The sequence below is a fragment of the Gottfriedia endophytica genome (assembly GCF_017814275.1).
GTDB lineage: Bacteria > Bacillota > Bacilli > Bacillales > Bacillaceae_G > Gottfriedia > Gottfriedia endophytica.
The window spans coordinates 378,605-396,191 of the sequence record NZ_JAGIYQ010000001.1 but is presented as its reverse complement, the minus strand read 5'-3'; the positions used below and the strand labels follow the sequence as shown (position 1 = coordinate 396,191).

The 17,587-nt window shown below is 33.2% G+C and carries 15 protein-coding genes and 2 tRNA genes; 14 read left to right on the top strand and 3 right to left on the bottom strand.

Features of this window, described 5'->3' with window-relative positions:
* The first annotated feature begins 896 nt into the window (after positions 1–896).
* From J5Y03_RS01890 to J5Y03_RS01870, 5 genes are all read left to right on the top strand, one after another.
* Entirely contained in the window at positions 897–2,966 is a 2,070-nt protein-coding gene (locus J5Y03_RS01890) for a DUF262 domain-containing protein (RefSeq protein ID WP_209401857.1), read from the top strand.
* Between the two features lie 282 nt (positions 2,967–3,248).
* Complete coding sequence (locus J5Y03_RS01885; protein WP_209401854.1) at positions 3,249–3,776, top strand: RES domain-containing protein; 528 nt, start codon at positions 3,249–3,251, stop codon at positions 3,774–3,776.
* A 40-nt stretch (positions 3,777–3,816) separates the two neighbouring features.
* Complete coding sequence (locus tag J5Y03_RS01880) at positions 3,817–4,155, top strand: RES family NAD+ phosphorylase (RefSeq protein WP_209401852.1); 339 nt, start codon at positions 3,817–3,819, stop codon at positions 4,153–4,155.
* A gap of 29 nt (positions 4,156–4,184) precedes the next feature.
* Positions 4,185–4,673: a hypothetical protein gene (locus J5Y03_RS01875; RefSeq protein WP_209401849.1), complete on the top strand. Its 489-nt coding sequence runs from the start codon at positions 4,185–4,187 to the stop codon at positions 4,671–4,673.
* Positions 4,674–4,811: 138 nt separating this feature from the next.
* Entirely contained in the window at positions 4,812–5,723 is a 912-nt protein-coding gene (locus tag J5Y03_RS01870; RefSeq protein ID WP_209401847.1) for a restriction endonuclease, read from the top strand.
* A 779-nt stretch (positions 5,724–6,502) separates the two neighbouring features.
* On the opposite strand, the gene J5Y03_RS01865 is transcribed toward J5Y03_RS01870, so the two are convergent.
* Together J5Y03_RS01865 and J5Y03_RS01860 are read right to left on the bottom strand one after the other, a co-directional pair.
* Positions 6,503–6,838 carry a YolD-like family protein gene (locus J5Y03_RS01865; protein ID WP_209401845.1) on the bottom strand — a complete coding sequence of 112 codons (336 nt, stop codon included), beginning with the start codon at positions 6,836–6,838 and terminating at the stop codon, positions 6,503–6,505.
* Positions 6,835–8,109, bottom strand: a complete 1,275-nt coding sequence (locus J5Y03_RS01860) for a Y-family DNA polymerase (protein WP_209401843.1) — start codon at positions 8,107–8,109, stop codon at positions 6,835–6,837. Before J5Y03_RS01860 ends, J5Y03_RS01865 begins: the two co-directional genes overlap by 4 nt.
* Before the next feature lie 792 nt (positions 8,110–8,901).
* On the opposite strand from J5Y03_RS01860, the gene J5Y03_RS01855 reads away from it, so the two are divergent.
* Positions 8,902–10,368, top strand: coding sequence for a recombinase family protein (locus tag J5Y03_RS01855; protein ID WP_209401840.1), 1,467 nt, complete (start codon positions 8,902–8,904; stop codon positions 10,366–10,368).
* Here J5Y03_RS01855 and J5Y03_RS01850 read toward each other — a convergent pair.
* Positions 10,362–10,556, bottom strand: a complete 195-nt coding sequence (locus J5Y03_RS01850; RefSeq protein ID WP_209401838.1) for a LuxR C-terminal-related transcriptional regulator — start codon at positions 10,554–10,556, stop codon at positions 10,362–10,364. The two genes, J5Y03_RS01855 and J5Y03_RS01850, sit on opposite strands and share 7 nt — an antisense overlap.
* A gap of 210 nt (positions 10,557–10,766) precedes the next feature.
* On the opposite strand from J5Y03_RS01850, the gene J5Y03_RS01845 reads away from it, so the two are divergent.
* The 8 genes from J5Y03_RS01845 to nrdJ all read left to right on the top strand — a co-directional run bounded on the left by J5Y03_RS01845 (position 10,767) and on the right by nrdJ (position 17,503).
* A complete protein-coding gene (locus J5Y03_RS01845; RefSeq protein WP_209401836.1) occupies positions 10,767–11,804 on the top strand; it encodes a GerMN domain-containing protein in 1,038 nt (345 codons plus the stop codon).
* A 131-nt stretch (positions 11,805–11,935) separates the two neighbouring features.
* Positions 11,936–12,676, top strand: coding sequence for a ribonuclease PH (rph, locus tag J5Y03_RS01840; protein ID WP_209401834.1), 741 nt, complete (start codon positions 11,936–11,938; stop codon positions 12,674–12,676).
* 23 nt (positions 12,677–12,699) lie between these two features.
* Positions 12,700–13,314 (top strand): XTP/dITP diphosphatase, encoded by a 615-nt coding sequence (locus J5Y03_RS01835; protein ID WP_209401832.1) that lies wholly within the window; start codon positions 12,700–12,702, stop codon positions 13,312–13,314.
* Between the two features lie 4 nt (positions 13,315–13,318).
* Positions 13,319–13,828, top strand: coding sequence for a metallophosphoesterase family protein (locus J5Y03_RS01830; RefSeq protein WP_209401830.1), 510 nt, complete (start codon positions 13,319–13,321; stop codon positions 13,826–13,828).
* A 230-nt stretch (positions 13,829–14,058) separates the two neighbouring features.
* Positions 14,059–14,132, top strand: a tRNA-Gly gene (locus tag J5Y03_RS01825).
* A gap of 10 nt (positions 14,133–14,142) precedes the next feature.
* Positions 14,143–14,216, top strand: a tRNA-Arg gene (locus tag J5Y03_RS01820).
* Positions 14,217–14,415: 199 nt separating this feature from the next.
* Complete coding sequence (locus tag J5Y03_RS01815; RefSeq protein ID WP_209401828.1) at positions 14,416–14,811, top strand: VOC family protein; 396 nt, start codon at positions 14,416–14,418, stop codon at positions 14,809–14,811.
* Between the two features lie 358 nt (positions 14,812–15,169).
* Positions 15,170–17,503 (top strand): ribonucleoside-triphosphate reductase, adenosylcobalamin-dependent, encoded by a 2,334-nt coding sequence (gene nrdJ / locus J5Y03_RS01810; protein WP_209401826.1) that lies wholly within the window; start codon positions 15,170–15,172, stop codon positions 17,501–17,503.
* Positions 17,504–17,587 lie beyond the last annotated feature (84 nt).

Sequence of the window (17,587 nt, the reverse complement as noted above, 5' to 3'; positions counted from 1 at the left end):
AAGCATAATCGACAAAAATGATTAGGATAACCAAACTTACGCATTTCTCAACATATCTACAGTAACGTAATTCGAATTATGACACGCACCAAATAAAAGTTGTTTCACATGTTCTTTGTGAGAAACTTTTTTACTTTGTTCAAGGACCATATGATCATGAAGATTGGAGCCATCCAGCCACTAGTACATATTTAAATAGAAAAGGCAAAAGCTATTCCCACTACAATTATTATAAAAAACAAAGAGTTATAATCTGATTCTTATGCAACTAACGCATGCGAGTGCGGCCGAGACTAGGCCGTATCATATAGCGGGTGGGATTCCCGTCGAGTAAGAACTAGCCATTCACTCGTAGCGAGTCTTGGAGGATTAAAGGTAACTTTAATCTTTAAGCGTAGACAGTTAGGTTGCGGGCCGAAAGCCAAATGGTTGAAGGGATTGAGCTTCGAAATGTTAGTAAATCGAGAGGGCTGATGCTTTTCGCATAGCAGAAAGCAACATTTTACTTTTCGTTAAGGCAAGAAGGGTAAAGCCTCTCCGGAGTCAGAGACCTTGGCACGTAACACATTGATATGATACGGGGCCAAGGCCGCCAAAAAATAATGCGGGTGGCTGGTATTTTCGCCTAGGAGATTTATTAAATGGGGAAGAAATGTCTATACAACTAAATCCAAATAAATTTTATTAAAGTCAAATATAGAATTACTTTTAGAAAGTTATTGGCGGAGAAGATAAATATTTTGTTACCGTTATTGTAAAACAGGCGATTACCATGGGTGATTCAATAAAATAATAACTAGTCCGATATAATTAGTGTTAAATAAAATGAGTAGGAAGTAATAACTAATTCGAATAATATTGGTCAAACATAGAGCATTTGCGGGAGTGGAATAAATATGCAAACACTTGAATCATTGAAAAGTATTTTTAAGGATAGGGTTTTCAAGATTCCAGATTACCAACGCGGTTATTCATGGCAAAAAAGACAATTAAAAGACTTTTGGGAGGACATAGTGAACCTTCCGAATGATCGTTTTCACTATACTGGATTACTTTCTTTAAAACAAGTATCAAGAAAAGATTATCAGAGCGATAATTGGATAGCTGAAAGATGGCTTATTAACGATAGGGGATTTAAGCCGTTTCATATTGTTGATGGACAACAAAGGCTAACAACTTTTGTCATATTCATTAATGAAATTTTAAATTTATTCAAGTCACTGCCAGAATATCATGGCAAAACTGATTCTGAAATATATATCGGGACATATAGTATTCATCAGATAAAAGAGGAGTATCTTGTTGTTCAAATGCCGCCGCAATTTGTGGTGAATACTTATAAATTTGGTTATGAGAAAGACAACCCGAGTTTTGATTATTTAAGACACAAAGTTTTAGGTGAACCTAATAGTGGTAGTATCACTGAAACTTTTTATACGTTAAATTTAGAAAATGCTAAACAGTTCTTCAAGGATAATTTAGAAAATTACTATGAAAGATATGGTAAATCAGAAGTTGAAGTATTGTTTAAAAAAGTAACACAAAATTTAATGTTCAACTTGCACGAAATAGAGGATGATTTTGATGTATTCGTTGCTTTTGAAACAATGAATAATCGAGGTAAAAAGCTTTCTAATTTAGAGCTTCTTAAAAATCGATTGATCTATTTAACAACACTATATGAACCATATGAATTATCTGAAGATGAGCGAACGATTCTTCGTGGGGATATTAATAATGCGTGGAAAGAAGTCTATTATCAGCTTGGGCGAAATAAGAAAAACCCACTTTCAGATGACGATTTCCTTACGGCACACTGGATTATGTATTTCCAATATACACGACAAAAAGGTGACGATTATATCAAGTTTCTTTTAGATGAAAAGTTCACTCCACAAAATGTATTTAACAAAATTGATGTCAAACTAGACTCAATAGCGGATATTAATGAGATTAGAGATACAGATGAAGTTGAAGAAGTTGAGGATGTAAGTGTTGAAGAATTAATTAAAAGTTATGCAAAGTTGGCACCAAAAGAGATATCAGACTATGTAAAAAGCCTGCAATCCGCAGCGGTCCATTGGTATAACACATTTAATCCTTTAAACAATTCAGATTTATGGCCAGAAGAACATTTATGGCTCGATCGATTAAATAGAATAGGTATAGCTTATTTTAGACCATTAGTTGTAGCGTCTTATATTCGAACTGACATTGATACCATGAGTAGAGTGAATCTTTTCAAAGAAATTGAGCGCTTTATTTTTATTGCATTTCGATTAGGAAGAGCATTGTCCACTTATCGAAATAGTGAGTATTATAAATTAACGAAACAATTAACAAACGGTAAGATTACTGTTGATGAAATATGCACAAAACTTAAAGAACGTATTGAAGGATGGTTAAGCCCAGCAACATCTTTTGATATACAACCGTTTAAAACATATATTGCAAGACATTATAAAAACGGTGGTGGGTTCTATTGGTGGAACGGGTTACAATATTTCTTGTTTGAGTACGAGAATGACAAAGTAATACAAAACGGAAACCCAAAGATTGATTGGAATTTATTTGTGAAGAGTGAAAAAGACAAGGTCTCAATAGAGCATATTTATCCGCAGACACCTTCGAATTCTTATTGGATAAACTCATTCTCTTGTTTTACCGATGAACAGAAATCGTTGTTGACGGGATCTTTAGGTAATCTATTACCACTCTCACAGAGTAAGAATGCCAGTATGCAAAATGATAGCTTCCCAGAAAAAGTTTCTCCAACAATTAAATCACATAAAGGCTATAGAGATGGTTCTCATAGCGAAATAGAAGTGGCAGCATATCCGGATTGGAATGCAAAGGCTATACTGCAACGAGGTAATAAGCTAATAGAATTTATGGAAAAAAGATGGGGCATAAAATTTGAAGACGATGAAAGTAAAAAAGAATTTTTATTTTTAAATTTCATGTAATAAGTATCAACTCTTTTGTAAATAAAAATCTCTATATAAATGGCCAATACTGACGATGGTGTAGTATAGTGTTTTTTTAATGCATTCAGATGTTCCTGAAGGCGAACAAGTTGTTAATGTTGAAGTTAAGACCGTTTTATAATTAATCGTATCATAGTGTTTAAAGAATACTTAAGAATAAATTTAAATAATGCTGCCGTAATTGATAGTACGGTTATTTGCATAATTAAATAATTTTTATAATCAAAAAGAATAATAAAATAATTTAAAATAGGAGTAAAAATGTCTAATAACGATGAATTAAAACAAGCATTTGACCTTTGGAATGGCTTCAAGGAAGAGGTGCTTTATAAAAATAGATTTATTATTAAACATGAAGTCCTTAAATATATTGAAGAATTTGCTGAGAAATGTAGAATAACTATTCAAGAAGGAACTATTTTATTTAGAGCAAGAATATATGCGGAGGATGATCCATTTTTATTTTATGTAAATAATAGTATTAATAATCTTTATGAAGAAGAACTAGATAATACAAGTAAATTAATAAGAAGTTACTATAATAGTCAAATTAAAAATAAAAGTGAAACTGGATTTTGGGGATATAATGCTCAGAATTCCTTTGTTCCCCCAGATAACGATAACATAAATGATGGTAGAGTAAACCCTTCTTTTATTAAGTACTTGTATACTGCTGAGGAGCCCTACACTGCATTAGTTGAAGTAAGACCTTATTTAAAAAGCAGAGTGAATATAGCTGAAATTATAGTTAATAAGCCTTTAGAAGTTGTTGACTTTTGGGAAATATGAGAAATTTGATGGCTTCAAAAGGAATTTGCTAAATATTATTATGTATGATTTTTCAATACCTTCTAATTCAAACAAAAAAGATTATCTTCCAACCCAGTATATTGCCGAATATATTAAATTGTTAGGTTTTGAGGGAATCAGATTTAATAGTTCTTTGTATAATATCGGTAATAATTTAACGATATTTAATTACCAGAGTTGTGAGCCGATAAGTTCAAAAATATATGAGGTGGGTGATATTTGTTTTGACGCAAGACCTCTTGCGCCAAAGACAGAGAAATCAATTACTCATGAAAAACTTCAAGCATATAAAATGAAACAGTTTAATTTAGCGTTGGATAAGTTAAAAGGAATGAATCAAAGTAAAAATAATAAATAACCAAAAAAATCGCAGGTTAAACCGTTGCGGTGAATGGTAAGCGATCCAACAATGATGAACCAATAAAGCGAGAGTTTGCAATACTTATTAAAGAGCTCGAACAGATTAAACATAAAAAAGAAAAAGCTATGGAAATGTTTGAGGATGATATCATCACAAAGGCAGAACTATTGCAAAGACTACTTAAAATAAATCAGTTAATAGAACAAACTGAATTTAGATTACAACCGATTAAATTAAGTATGCAGTCTTTAAAATTACATAATATTAATGAAGCTTTAATTAAAGAAGTTATGAGCAATTTCCATAAAGCATTTAAAAAGTCTATTACGCAAGAACAACAGAAGCATCTAATCACCCTTCTAATTAAGGAAATTACGATTAATAAGGATCGTGAAATTGATAGTATTCAAATACAATTCAATAACGCAGTATTAAATTATTTTACTGGACAAGGTGTAGATAAGTCGTCAGTTGATGACTTGTCTGCACCTTTTTTAATTACATTTAATATTTAGTTCGCCTCATAAATATGACAACAATCGCTAAAGATGATTTTCTTCTCTTATTCGTTTGAGTAGCTATAAAAATACTATTTTTTGTTATACTGATTATAAAAATAAAAATAAAAATAGAAATAGAATGGGGGAATAAGTTTGGCTGTTCCGGGTTATCAAGATTTCATGTATCCATTTCTTAAACAATTAGAAGATGGTAAAGAGTATAGATTACAGGACTTATATGTGATACTTGCAAAACATTTTAATTTAACAGATAAAGATATAACGGAGAAACTCCCAAGTGGAAAACAAACTTTAATAGTTAATCGAATTGGATGGGCAAGAACTTATTTAAATAAAGCAGGGTTAATTAAAGTAGTAAGAAGAGCGGTATTTAAAATTACTGACGAAGGATTAGATGTACTTAAAGAACCGGGGTTAATAAGAATTGATAGAAAATTTTTGACTAGGTATGGGTGCTTTAATGAGTTCATAAACAATACATCAAATGAAAAGAAAACACCTGAGATATCAATTAATGACGAACGAACCCCTCTTGAATTAATCGATTACAACTTTAATGTTTTAAAAAATGAACTTCAAGAATTACTACTAGAAAAAATTCTTGAATGTTCTCCATCCTTTTTTGAGAGCATGATAGTCGATCTGATTGTAACAATGGGTTATGGTGGATCTGTAAATGATGCTGGGAGAGCGATTGGTAAAACAGGCGATGAAGGAATTGATGGCATCATAAAAGAAGACGTATTAGGTTTAGATATGATTTATTTACAAGCAAAACGATGGAAAGTTGATTCAACTGTTTCTAGGCCCGATATTCAAGGATTTGTAGGTAGTCTAGTTGGCAAGAAAGCCTCAAAAGGGATCTTCATTACAACAGCGAAATTTTCTAAAGAAGCTAGAGCCTATACAGAATCAATTGAAAAAAGAGTAATATTAATAGATGGACAAGATTTAACTAATTTGATGTTCAAATATAACGTAGGTGTGTCTGATGAAGAAGTTTATACTATTAAGAAGATTGATTTAGACTTCTTTGAAGAGTAAAACCTCATTTTGATACATCATGGAGAACCGTATCATAATTAAAAGAAAAAAGCATGTAGAAAAATTCTCTACATGCTTTTTTCTTTTAAAGGAACTCAACGAAACTCAAATGGGGAATTCATTATGAAATCTGGAGGTCCGATACAATACAATTATCTAAATAACAACATAAAAGGGAGAGGAAGATTAACATCTACTTCAGCATTTATAAACAAGAGCATGTTAGATTCAGACATTAACTCCCATTAAAAAATATTTTTTGGAGATATAGTGGTAAAATAGATTGGTTTATAATTGAAAAACCGAAAGAAATGCACGAAACCCTTATTAAATTTTGGGAAGAAAAAAGAATCAGTTGAAATGAAATTTCTTATAGAACTACCATGGAAGAACGATATATACTTCCATTCACTGTTGTGAATCAGAGGATTCATGGATGGCTAACGCATGCGTTAGTTCTATAAGAAAGTATATAGCCTATTTCAAATATTATTTGGTAATCTATGATACAGGATATATATTTGTAATTAATTGTACTTATATATCTTTAAAGTAGGACTAGTCTTTTTAAACGTCAAATCCGAACTGGTTCGAATTTGAACAGTTGATAATCCTTCAGCTGCACGTTTCAATCTCTTTCTTTGTTCTTCAGTGATTGCTGAGGGATTAATTGATACACTGCCAAGGCATACTAATTTTTGTTTCATTAATATTTACTCAATTCGTTTAATACTTTCACTTATTTTTCCGATTAAGTAAAAGGTTATTCCTTTTTGAAGCTAAAATAAATCAACTAATGAAATCATAGAAAGTGTATGAGAAGAGCCATATGTATCAATAAAGATAACAGTAGCGTTTATCTGATCAACTTTTTTTATTTTCCCAATTACTGTTTCGATACGCCCTTTAACCCAATAAACTAATGATACATCATTTTTTCTTTCCACAGCTTCAACAAGATAATAATTAATACGTTCCTTCTCATCATCATTTAATATTGGTCGGGGTATCTTCCTTTGATTATCGATAATATCAGCTATACCTTTAAATTGCTGAGGTATCGATGCAAAAGGTTGCCATTTTATTATCCCTCGACCCATAGGATCTTGCGTCATGCATAATGACCTCCAATTTTCTTATTATTACCTCTTACAGTGCTGAAATCTGTAAAACTGCACGCTCTCAACAAACTATTTTTTCCATATTTACGTCTTATTGAATCCATCGCAGCTGATAAATTTTGATCCTTTTGCTTTTTTATTGGATTAGTAAAAAATGAAATTTGTTCTGTGTCTGATTGAACAAAGTTCTTTAAAGCGATTGATATAGTCCTTACAGGTTCTTGATTGTAATTTTCTTCTAGAATTCTAAGACAAACTTTATAAAAGTCTTTTGTTAAATTTGTTGGTTCTTCAATGGTGACACTTTTAGAAAATCCTCCAATGCCAGAACTATAACCAATAACAAAATGAATAGTTCTTGATTGATTGTTTTGGCTTCTTAATCGAAAACAAACTTCCTCAAGTTGTTCTAGTATTAACGTTTTTATTTCATGTGAATGATAGTCTCTTAATAGAACTTGGCTTTTGCCAATTGACTTATCTTTCGGTTTGTAGTCTTTCATTTCACCAATTCGAGAGTAATCAATTCCGTTAGAATGGAGATGTAATTCTGTACCTATCACATTCCCGAATTGTTTGATTAAAACTTCTTTAGGGTATCGTGCCAACTCACCAATAGTAGTTATGCCTAATCTGTTTAACTTCTGTTCAGTTTTCTTAGCAATGCCCCAGAATTTACTTAAGGGAGTAATATTCCACATTTTGGTAGGTACATCAACATAAGTCCACTGTGATATACCACTCGGATGTTTTTTACTTTCTATATCCATACAGATTTTTGCAAGTAATAAGTTACTCCCAATTCCAATAGAACTCGAAATGCCAAAATGATCGAAAATATCCTGTTGGATTTTGAGAGCTAGATCAAGTGGGGATAGTTTATGAAGTTTTTCATAACCTTTCATTGAAAAAGCAAATTCATCAATTGAATATTGCATGAAGTCGATAGGAGCAACGTATTTAGTAAGCATAAGTTCAGTAATTTTATTTGAAATATTTACATACAAACTCATAGATGGATTGACGATATGAATATCTTTTTGTTTAGGTATTTCGAAAAGTCGATTTCCTGTTTTAATTCCTAATTTCTTCATTTCAGGTGTAGCTGCTAAGACTACTGATCCATCTCTATTTGTATCACCAACGACAGCCAATTTAACTTTAAGTGGATCCAATCCCATTAAGATACAACTAACTGAAGCAAAGAATGACTTCATATCAACAAAATAAACCAAGTTATCTGGAAAAGTTGAATAATCGTACATAATAAACATCTCCTGAACAGAATATACGTTCTTATTTATTTTATTCCTTTACTTATTATACACGAACGTTCATTCTTTTATACAATTATTTTATGTTTTTATAGGAACTTTTGTTCTTAAAAAATAATGAGAAATAGAGTTGGTTTGATGAAAGCATTAATTATTGGGTTGTTAAAGAATAATGTAGATTTTTAAAAGACTTGTACTTCACTTTCTCTTTTTGAAACATCCAGACCAATTACCGGATTCATGAAATTCACTACTTGATACATATATTTATCAATAACCTCTATAGTTCAGTTCCATAGCTTAGCTTGTTACTCGAGATCCAAGTCCCAACATACTTCAAACATGTTTCTATAAGTAGAGGGTGAACAGTATACTTTACGGAATCAATGTCCTGCTGGCAGTTCATTAAATATGGGGTATATATACATGGTATTTAGTGTCGGAATGTGGTAGTCTGCTATTTTTTCGAATTATTTATTCCTAAATGGAATAAGTGTTGAGTAAGGGTGGATGTAGACTGTGTTGTGCACTTAAATAGAGGATCATTGCTAATTCTGTCTCAGCTTCAAACGGTTTCGTTTTATTCCAGAGCATTACATTACTTACAAATAATAGTTTATATGTATAAATTACATGTTGAATTTATAGTTATTCTCAATTGAAAATAAAACGTTTTTAAATAAGAATAATTAGGTGACTTTCGATTAAAAATATTGATAAGAAAGTTTATTATTTATTGATAAAGAAATATCAACTAATGAGATACTTGAAGAAGGTGATGAGTTGCAATCATATGCCGTCTATGTACGTGTTTCAACAGATCGTGATGAACAAATTTCATCTGTCGAAAACCAAGTAGATATTTGCAGGAACTGGTTAGAAAGAAATGAATTTGTTTGGGATGAAACAAGCGTATATAAAGATGAAGGTATCAGTGGTACATTGTTTGTGGATCGTCCTGCGATTCAACAAATTCTGGAAAAAGCGAAACAAAAACTTATTAATGTGGTTATTTTCAAGTCAATTTCTCGTTTAGCACGTGATTTAAAAGATTCATTAGAAATTAGAGAGGTTTTTTTGGCTCATGGAGTCAGAATTATTTCTGTTGAAGAGGGTTATGATTCAACTAAAGCAGGGAAAAATGATATGGCTTTTGAATTATGGTCACTCTTTTCTGCGCAATACAGTCGAACCCTTTCTTCAAGTATCAGTGCTGCTTTGGCAGCGAAAGTTAGAAGAGGGGAGCATATCGGAAAAGTTCCATATGGATATAATCGCGTAAATCAATTGCTTGAGATAAATGAAGATGAAGCTGAAGTTGTCCGGTTGATATACAATCTTTATAACAATGGATATGGGTATAAGAATATCACGAATGAATTAAATCGATTGGGATTTAAGCCTAAAAACAACCAGGTTTGGCAAGTGACATCAGTCCAACGATTAATTCAAAATGCAATATACAAAGGTACGTTTATCTTAAATCAATTTACAAACGTTAAGATAGGGGGAAGAAAGAAGCAAATTCGAAATTCTTCTGAAAAATGGATACTATTTCCGAATCATCATCCGTCGATTATTGATGATGAGACGTGGAATCAAGCGAATCAAAAAAAAATTAAATCGAGAAAAATACGAATAACTCCATGGAATGAATTTAGAGATTTAGCTAAGTGTTCTGAATGTCATTCAAATATGATAATCGTCCAGTCGTTTCGGACGAAAAAAAATGGTGAACGGACAGAATGGAAATATTTGAAATGCTCTCAATATCGTCGAGCGGGGAAACATGGATGTGTAAATCATGTGCCAATTTCGTACGAAGACTTTAGGGGGTTTATGACTAAATTATTAATGGAAAAAGGCAAGGATGTTTTATTAAATATCCAAAAAAGTGCTGAAACAAATCAATTAAAAAAGTGTAAAAAATTGGAACAGACATTGAAACAAAATGAACAAAGGAAGAAAAAATTGCTTGATTTATATTTAGATCAATTAATAGAGAAAGAAGAATTTGAAAAAAAACGAAAAGAAGTAGAAGAAACAATCTCACAAACAAAGAAAGAATTGTTTGTATTAAATCAAACTGAAACTGTGCAAACCAATATTCAAAACATAAAAGATGCTTTTAAAGAAATTGAAAAAAGTAATCAAGATTTGCACCACGTGTTTAAAACGTTAATTAAAGAAATTGTCATCCATCCAGAGGGGACAATTGATGTAACGTATACTTTTGAAGAACCTCAGTAATAGACTCTCTCTGTCTCCTGTTTGCAAATACTACGCATTGCATTTGATATATGGTTCCTTACGGTCTTTTCACTAATGAAAAGTACTTCGGCAATTTCCCTTGTTGTTTTATCTTGAACAAGTAGCTCGAATACTTCTTTTTCACGTTTTGTTAGTGTGTGTTTTGTTTGGTATTCTCTATCCTTCAACTGTGCTAACCCTCCTTGCTAGACCGAGCTGTACTTCGGATGGGTATTCATTTAGTCTTTTTATTGTATGTAGAGACTTCACTACTGGTGAGTCATTTCTTCTTTAAAATGTCATGTTCCATTACTTGAGGATAACTTTTTTTCGGGTAGCTTGTTCTAAAAAAAGTACATGCTCGTATACATATAGAAAAAGTAATGGGAGGTCTTGAGATGAAAAAGCAATTACTAGTTGGAAGTGTATTTGTTTGCGCTATTTCATTAGCAGGCTGTAATGTGGTTCCATCAACTTCTATGAAAGAAATTGATCCGCCAAAAACCGTTTCGTACGTTAGTGATCAACCTTCTAAAGAAACGGATGCTAAACAGAATCAAACAATTGATCGTGAACTTTATCTAATAGACAGTAACGGGTATGTTGTACCACGCACATTGCATTTATCAAAGGAAGAAGGTATGGCAAAGCAAGCTTTAGCATATTTAATTAAGGATGGACCTGTGACGGATCAACTTCCGAATGGATTCCAAGCAGTATTACCAGCGAATACCGAAGTATTAGGGCTGAATACACAAAAAGATGGTACATGTGTTGTTAATTTTTCTTCAGAATTTAAGCAATACCGACCGCAAGATGAATTGAAGATTTTTCAATCACTTACTTGGACGTTAACACAATTTGAAAATATTAAACGTGTAAAGATTCAAGTTGAAGGTAAAGCGGTAAATCAAATGCCGGTTAATAAAACAGAAATTGACCAAGGGTTATCTAGGGAAGATGGAATTAATTTTGATCGAGGATCAGTTGTTGATATTATGAATTCTAAAACTGTAACAGTTTATTTCTTATCACAAAATAATGCAGGAGATACATACTATGTTCCTGTTACAAGAAGAATTTCAAATGATGAAGTTGATTCATATACTGCAATTATTAAAGAATTAGTAAAAGGACCATCTGATTATTCCAATTTAGTATCAGATTTTGATCCAGATACGAAATTAGTATCGAAGCCAGAGTATCAACATGGCAAACTGATCTTAAACTTTAATGAAGGGATTTTTGGAAATATCGCTAAAAATATGATTAATGATAATGTGCTTAATCCTCTTGTTCTATCATTAACGGAACAACCTGGGGTGAATAGTCTAGAAATTCAAGTTAATGGAAAAAAAGAAGCGCTGAATCAACAAAGAAAATTGATTAGTTCACCTGTTACAAGACCAAAGGACGTTAATACAAAAGATATGTGAAATAATTAGGATACAAAGCGAAACGGCTTAGTATCCTTTTTTAGTTTCCAAATTTGTTTAAAAAAGTAGAAATGAAATCCATTTTTTGTCTATACTTATTATTGGACTAGAAATATTTGGGAGGTACTTATATGACAAGAAGTGATGGACGTGCAACTAATGAATTAAGACCAATCGAGATGATTACAAATTACACAAAACATGCAGAAGGATCAGTATTAATTTGTGTAGGTGATACGAAAGTTATTTGTAATGCAACGGTGGAGGATCGAGTACCACCTTTTTTACGAAACAGCGGTAAAGGATGGATATCAGCAGAGTATTCAATGTTACCTAGAGCAACACAAGAAAGAACGATGCGAGAATCAACAAAAGGTAAGGTTACTGGTCGTACAATGGAAATTCAGCGCTTAATTGGGCGTGCATTACGTGCAGTTGTAGACTTAGAGGCGTTAGGTGAAAAAACAATTTGGATTGATTGTGATGTTATCCAAGCTGATGGTGGGACTAGAACAGCTTCTATTACAGGAGCTTTTGTGTCGATGATGCTTGCATTTGATAAACTCGTGAAATCAAATAAATTAAAAACATACCCAGTAACTGATTATTTAGCTGCAACTTCAGTAGGGATATTGCCTGAAATTGGGCCAGTACTAGATTTGTATTATGTTGAAGATTCTACAGCTAGTGTGGACATGAATATTATCATGACTGGAGAAGGGCGCTTTGTTGAACTACAAGGAACAGGTGAGGAAGCCACTTTTTCAAGAGAAGAATTAAATGAACTACTTGCTCTTGGCGAACAAGGTGTGAAAGAGTTAATTAACATTCAGAAGGAAGTTTTACTAAAAGAAGGTATTCAATTTAAATAATTAGGATGTAAGGGAGAGTAAAAATGGCAAAAGTGATCATTGCTACAAATAACAAAGGAAAAGTAAAAGATTTTCAATCACTATTTACACCAATGGGAGTAGAAGTTACATCATTACACGACTTTCCTGAAATTGAAGAAATTGAAGAAACGGGCACAACTTTTGAGGAAAATGCAATCTTAAAAGCTGAGCACCTTGCAAAAGAATTAAATATTCCAGTCATTGCTGATGATTCTGGTTTAATGGTTGATGCATTAGAAGGTCGCCCAGGTGTTTATTCTGCTCGTTATGCTGGATTACATAAAAATGATGAAGATAACTTACAAAAAGTTTTAAAGGAACTAGAAAGTGTTCCAACTGAGAAACGGTCCGCGCGTTTTTATTGTGCACTTGCATTAGCTATTCCAGGAAAGGAAACGATAACGGTTCATGGCACTATTGAGGGACTTATTGCAACAGATAAACAAGGAACGAATGGCTTTGGCTATGATCCAATATTCTTCCTTCCTGAATTAAATCGAACAATGGCACAATTAACTGCAGAAGAAAAAGGTTCTTTAAGTCATAGAGGAAACGCGATAAAAGAATTAATGAAAGTGATTAAGGCTGAAGGGAAAGATTTTTTCGTTAGGGGGTAAATCATTGAAAGCATTAATCATCAGTGATAGTCATGGTCTTAGAGATGAACTGCTCGTGATTTCGGAAAGACATATGAATAATGTAGATGTTATGATTCACTGCGGAGATTCTGAATTAGAGCTTAATGGGAAAGAACTTCAGGATTATAAAGTAGTTCGAGGAAATTGTGATTTTATTGGAGCATTTCCGGAAGAACTTGTTCATAATCTAGGTGAATACAAACTTTTTGCAACACATGGACATTTATATGGAATAAAACAATCACTCCAATCCTTATACTACAGAAGCCAAGAAGTTGGTGCGAAAATCGTATGCTTTGGACATTCTCACATAATGGGTGCAGAATTAATCAACGGAGTTCTATTTATAAACCCAGGCAGCATATTATTACCAAGGCTGCGAAAAGAAAAAACATATGCTATTTTAGAAATCATTGAGAATCAAGCGTCAGTTACCTTTTATACAATTAATGGGGAAATCTTCTTAACAACTAGATACGAAATCGGTGCATAGTCACCGATTTTGTTTTCAATTCCTCTTGCTTTTGTGTACCAGAAAGGTTATTCTTTAGAAACAAAGGCACTAAAAAGATCACTGGCTAAACAGTGAAGAGATAAATAAGTCATTAACTATTTATTTCATCTTTTTGGAAAAAATTAAAACAAATTGTTGACTTTAATATAGAATGCATCTATAATAAATCTTGTCGATGAGGCAACAACACATCACAACACAAAATAAATGCGGGTGTAGTTTAATGGTAAAATAAGAGCCTTCCAAGCTCTGGTCGTGGGTTCGATTCCCATCACCCGCTCCATTTAAAATATGTCCTGGTAGCTCAGCAGGATAGAGCAACGGCCTTCTAAGCCGTCGGTCGGGGGTTCGAATCCCTCCCAGGACGTTAAGAACAGGGAAAAGGTTTAAGGAATAAGGAAAAACCGAAAGATTTGGTTTTGTCCCGTTTCTTGAACCTTTTTTTGTGCGTTTTTTATAAAATCGAAGTAAGAGGATCGTTTTGAAAGAAGTAGATTGTAAATAATGGTAAAATTATGTTGTATTTGAAACTAAAAATTTTTATTTAGAAGGGAAAGTTGATAATAATGTCAAAAGTTACTCCATTCTTAATGTTTCAAGGCAATGCAGAAGAAGCTATGAATTTTTACACATCTTTGATTGAGGATTCTGAAATAACCAGTATTACTCGATATGGTGCAAATGGATTAGGTGAAGAGGGAAGTGTTATGCGAGCAACCTTTTCATTGAAGGGGCAAGAGTTTATCTGCATCGATAGTAATGTTAAACATGAATTTACATTTACACCTTCCTTTTCATTGTTTATGACATGTGATACAGAAGAAGAAATAGACCGACTTTATGAGAATTTAAGTTCGGACGGTGGGGTTTTAATGCCGTTAAATCAGTATCCTTTTAGTAAGAAGTTTGGTTGGGTGAATGATAAGTTTGGTGTTTCATGGCAGCTTACTCTTCCAAAATAAATTAGTTTTAAAATAAATTGAATCAAAAAGGTTGATATATATAGGTTCTCAAGATTAGAGATAATCGAGAGTAGCCAATTTATATCAGCCTTTTTATGTTTATAATTTGGGCGTATTTATGACAATTTTGTGAAGAGCAAAATTCTAAAAAAGTGATTGTTGAGGAATGATATGCTATAGAAGAATTGTTTGAAATTTTTGTATCTCGAAATGCGATTGCTTTTATTTTTTGTTACGTTACAATCGAGGGGTCGACCTTTTGATTGATTGTTTCTTAAGGTCAAATTTTATATAAATTATTTTAATGTATTAGTTAATATCAATACTTAAGAGACGAATAAAAGTGAGGAGAGATGAAATGTCTAGTAAGAATCGCAGATTATTATCAAATGAATTTATCGACCAATTTCCTGACTTTCCGGCACATATGAATGCGCTTGGTAAATTCGTTTATTATAGGACTTATTCTCGTTTTTTACAAAGTGTTGGGCGACGAGAAACTTGGAAAGAAACCGTGAGACGTGCAACTGAATATAATGTAGGTTTATCAATAAAACATTTAGAACGAATTGGATACGAAGTTGACTATGAGAAACATCGTAAGGAATCAGAAGAGTTCTTTGAAAATATGTTTAATTTAAGACAATTTGTTTCGGGACGTACGCTATGGATTGGTGGAGCGGATGGCGATGTTGCCAATAAGTATCCATTAGCGAATTTTAACTGTAGCTTCGTGAATATAAAAAGTTGGGGAGATTTAGCTGACTTGTTTTACTTATTGCTAGTTGGCACAGGAGTTGGTTTTAAGTGTACAAAAGCCTTCGCCAAAGGATTAGCACCAATCCGAACAAATGTTAATGTGGTTCATGAACCTTTTACACAAAGATATCCGTTAACAAAAATAGCTGATACAAGTGTTCATGTAATTGAAGAAGGAAAAAAAGCTGTTATCCATGTAGGAGATTCAAAAGAAGGATGGGTCGAGGCGTTACGATCATTCTTTGAAATATTAACGAAGCTTGAGTATGAAAATATAAAAACGATTAGTATTTTCTACGACTATATTCGTCCAAAAGGTGCTCGTCTAAATACATTTGGCGGAACTGCTTCAGGATACGAATCATTAAAAGATATGTTCGAAGGGATTGTAAAAGTATTAAATAATGAAATTGATCCAAGTTTGGATAGGGTGGAATTTTCGCATATAGGAGGAAATGTTGCCTCGACTAATGAGGAAGAAGCTTTTGAGAATCATCACCATGTTTATCGAAAAGTTCGACCTATTCATATTCTTGATATCGGTAATTTAATTGGAAATAACGTTGTCGTAGGTGGTGTGCGTCGTACAGCGGAAATCTTTTTAATGGACGCTGATGACTATGAATCAATCTTTGCGAAATATGGTATTAACGGTATTTGGAACGAAGAGAAGCATCGAAAGATTATTGAAAAAGTAAAGGGGTTAGGACTAACAGAAACTTCGAAAATGCTCGAGAATTTAACATTATTTGACCCTAATGCAAGACCACTACATCACAGAAGAATGTCGAACAATTCGATTGCGTTTGAAGAAAAACCATCAAGAGAATTATTAAATTTAGTTTTTGAAATGATGCAATCAGAGGGAGAGCCAGGGTTTGTTAACTTAGAAGAGGCACGCCGTAGACGACCGAATGCAGAGGGCTTGAATCCTTGTGTTGAAATTATCCTAGATAGTTATGGAGTCTGTAATTTAACGACTGTTAATTTAGTTGAGTTTGTAAAAAAAGTACCCAAATACAATCAAAATAATAAGATTGGCTACACGTATGAATTTGACTACTCGAAGCTAATAGTAGCTCAAAGGCATTCAGCTCGTGCAGGTTTACGAATGACGCTTGCTCAATTAGAGATTCCTCATTGGGATGCAGTTCAGCAGCGGGATCGTTTACTTGGTACGTCATTGACAGGTGTAAAAGATGCATTCGCTATGGTGAATTATTCTGAAGAACAAGAAGCTCAATTACTTCAAATGCTTGGACAAGTTTCACGAGAAGAGGCAGATCGATATGCGAAAGAATTACGTGTAAGTTCACCATTACTTGTTACGACTGTTAAGCCTGAAGGGACAATTTCGCAAGTAGCAGGTGGGGTATCAAGTGGGCTGCACTGGTCACATTCTCCTTACTATATTCGCCGGATCCGTATTAGCTCATCAGATCCATTAGCAAAAGCAGTCTTAGACCTTGGATGGTCAGTTAATCTAGAAGTTGGTACACCAGGGAATACTCATGAGGAACGTATGGCTAATGCACGCACATATGTAATTGACTTTCCGATCGCAAGTGGTGCAACGAAAACAAAGGATGATGTTTTTGCTGCTGAACAATTTGAAACTTACTTTAGATTCCAACGAAATTATACAGAGCATAATTCATCTAATACGATTCATGTAAGACAGAATGAGTGGGACGAAGTTGAGTCGATTGTCAGCGATAACTGGGACAATTTTGTAGGAGTGTCATTCCTTGCTTACGATGGAGGAACTTATCAATTAGCACCGTACGAATCGATTGCTAAAGAGCAATATGAGGAACTATCATCTAAAATGACCCCGTTTGATCCATCAATTTTGCAACGATACGAAACGGGTGAAGACAGTGATCTAGAAGGTATGGACGGCTGCGAGGGCGGAGTTTGTCCAATAAGATAGGGAACAGGAGATAGGAAACAAGGAACAGGGAATAGGAGATAGGAAACCTCAAGAGTAAATTATGTAAAAGAAAATGGTTGAAGG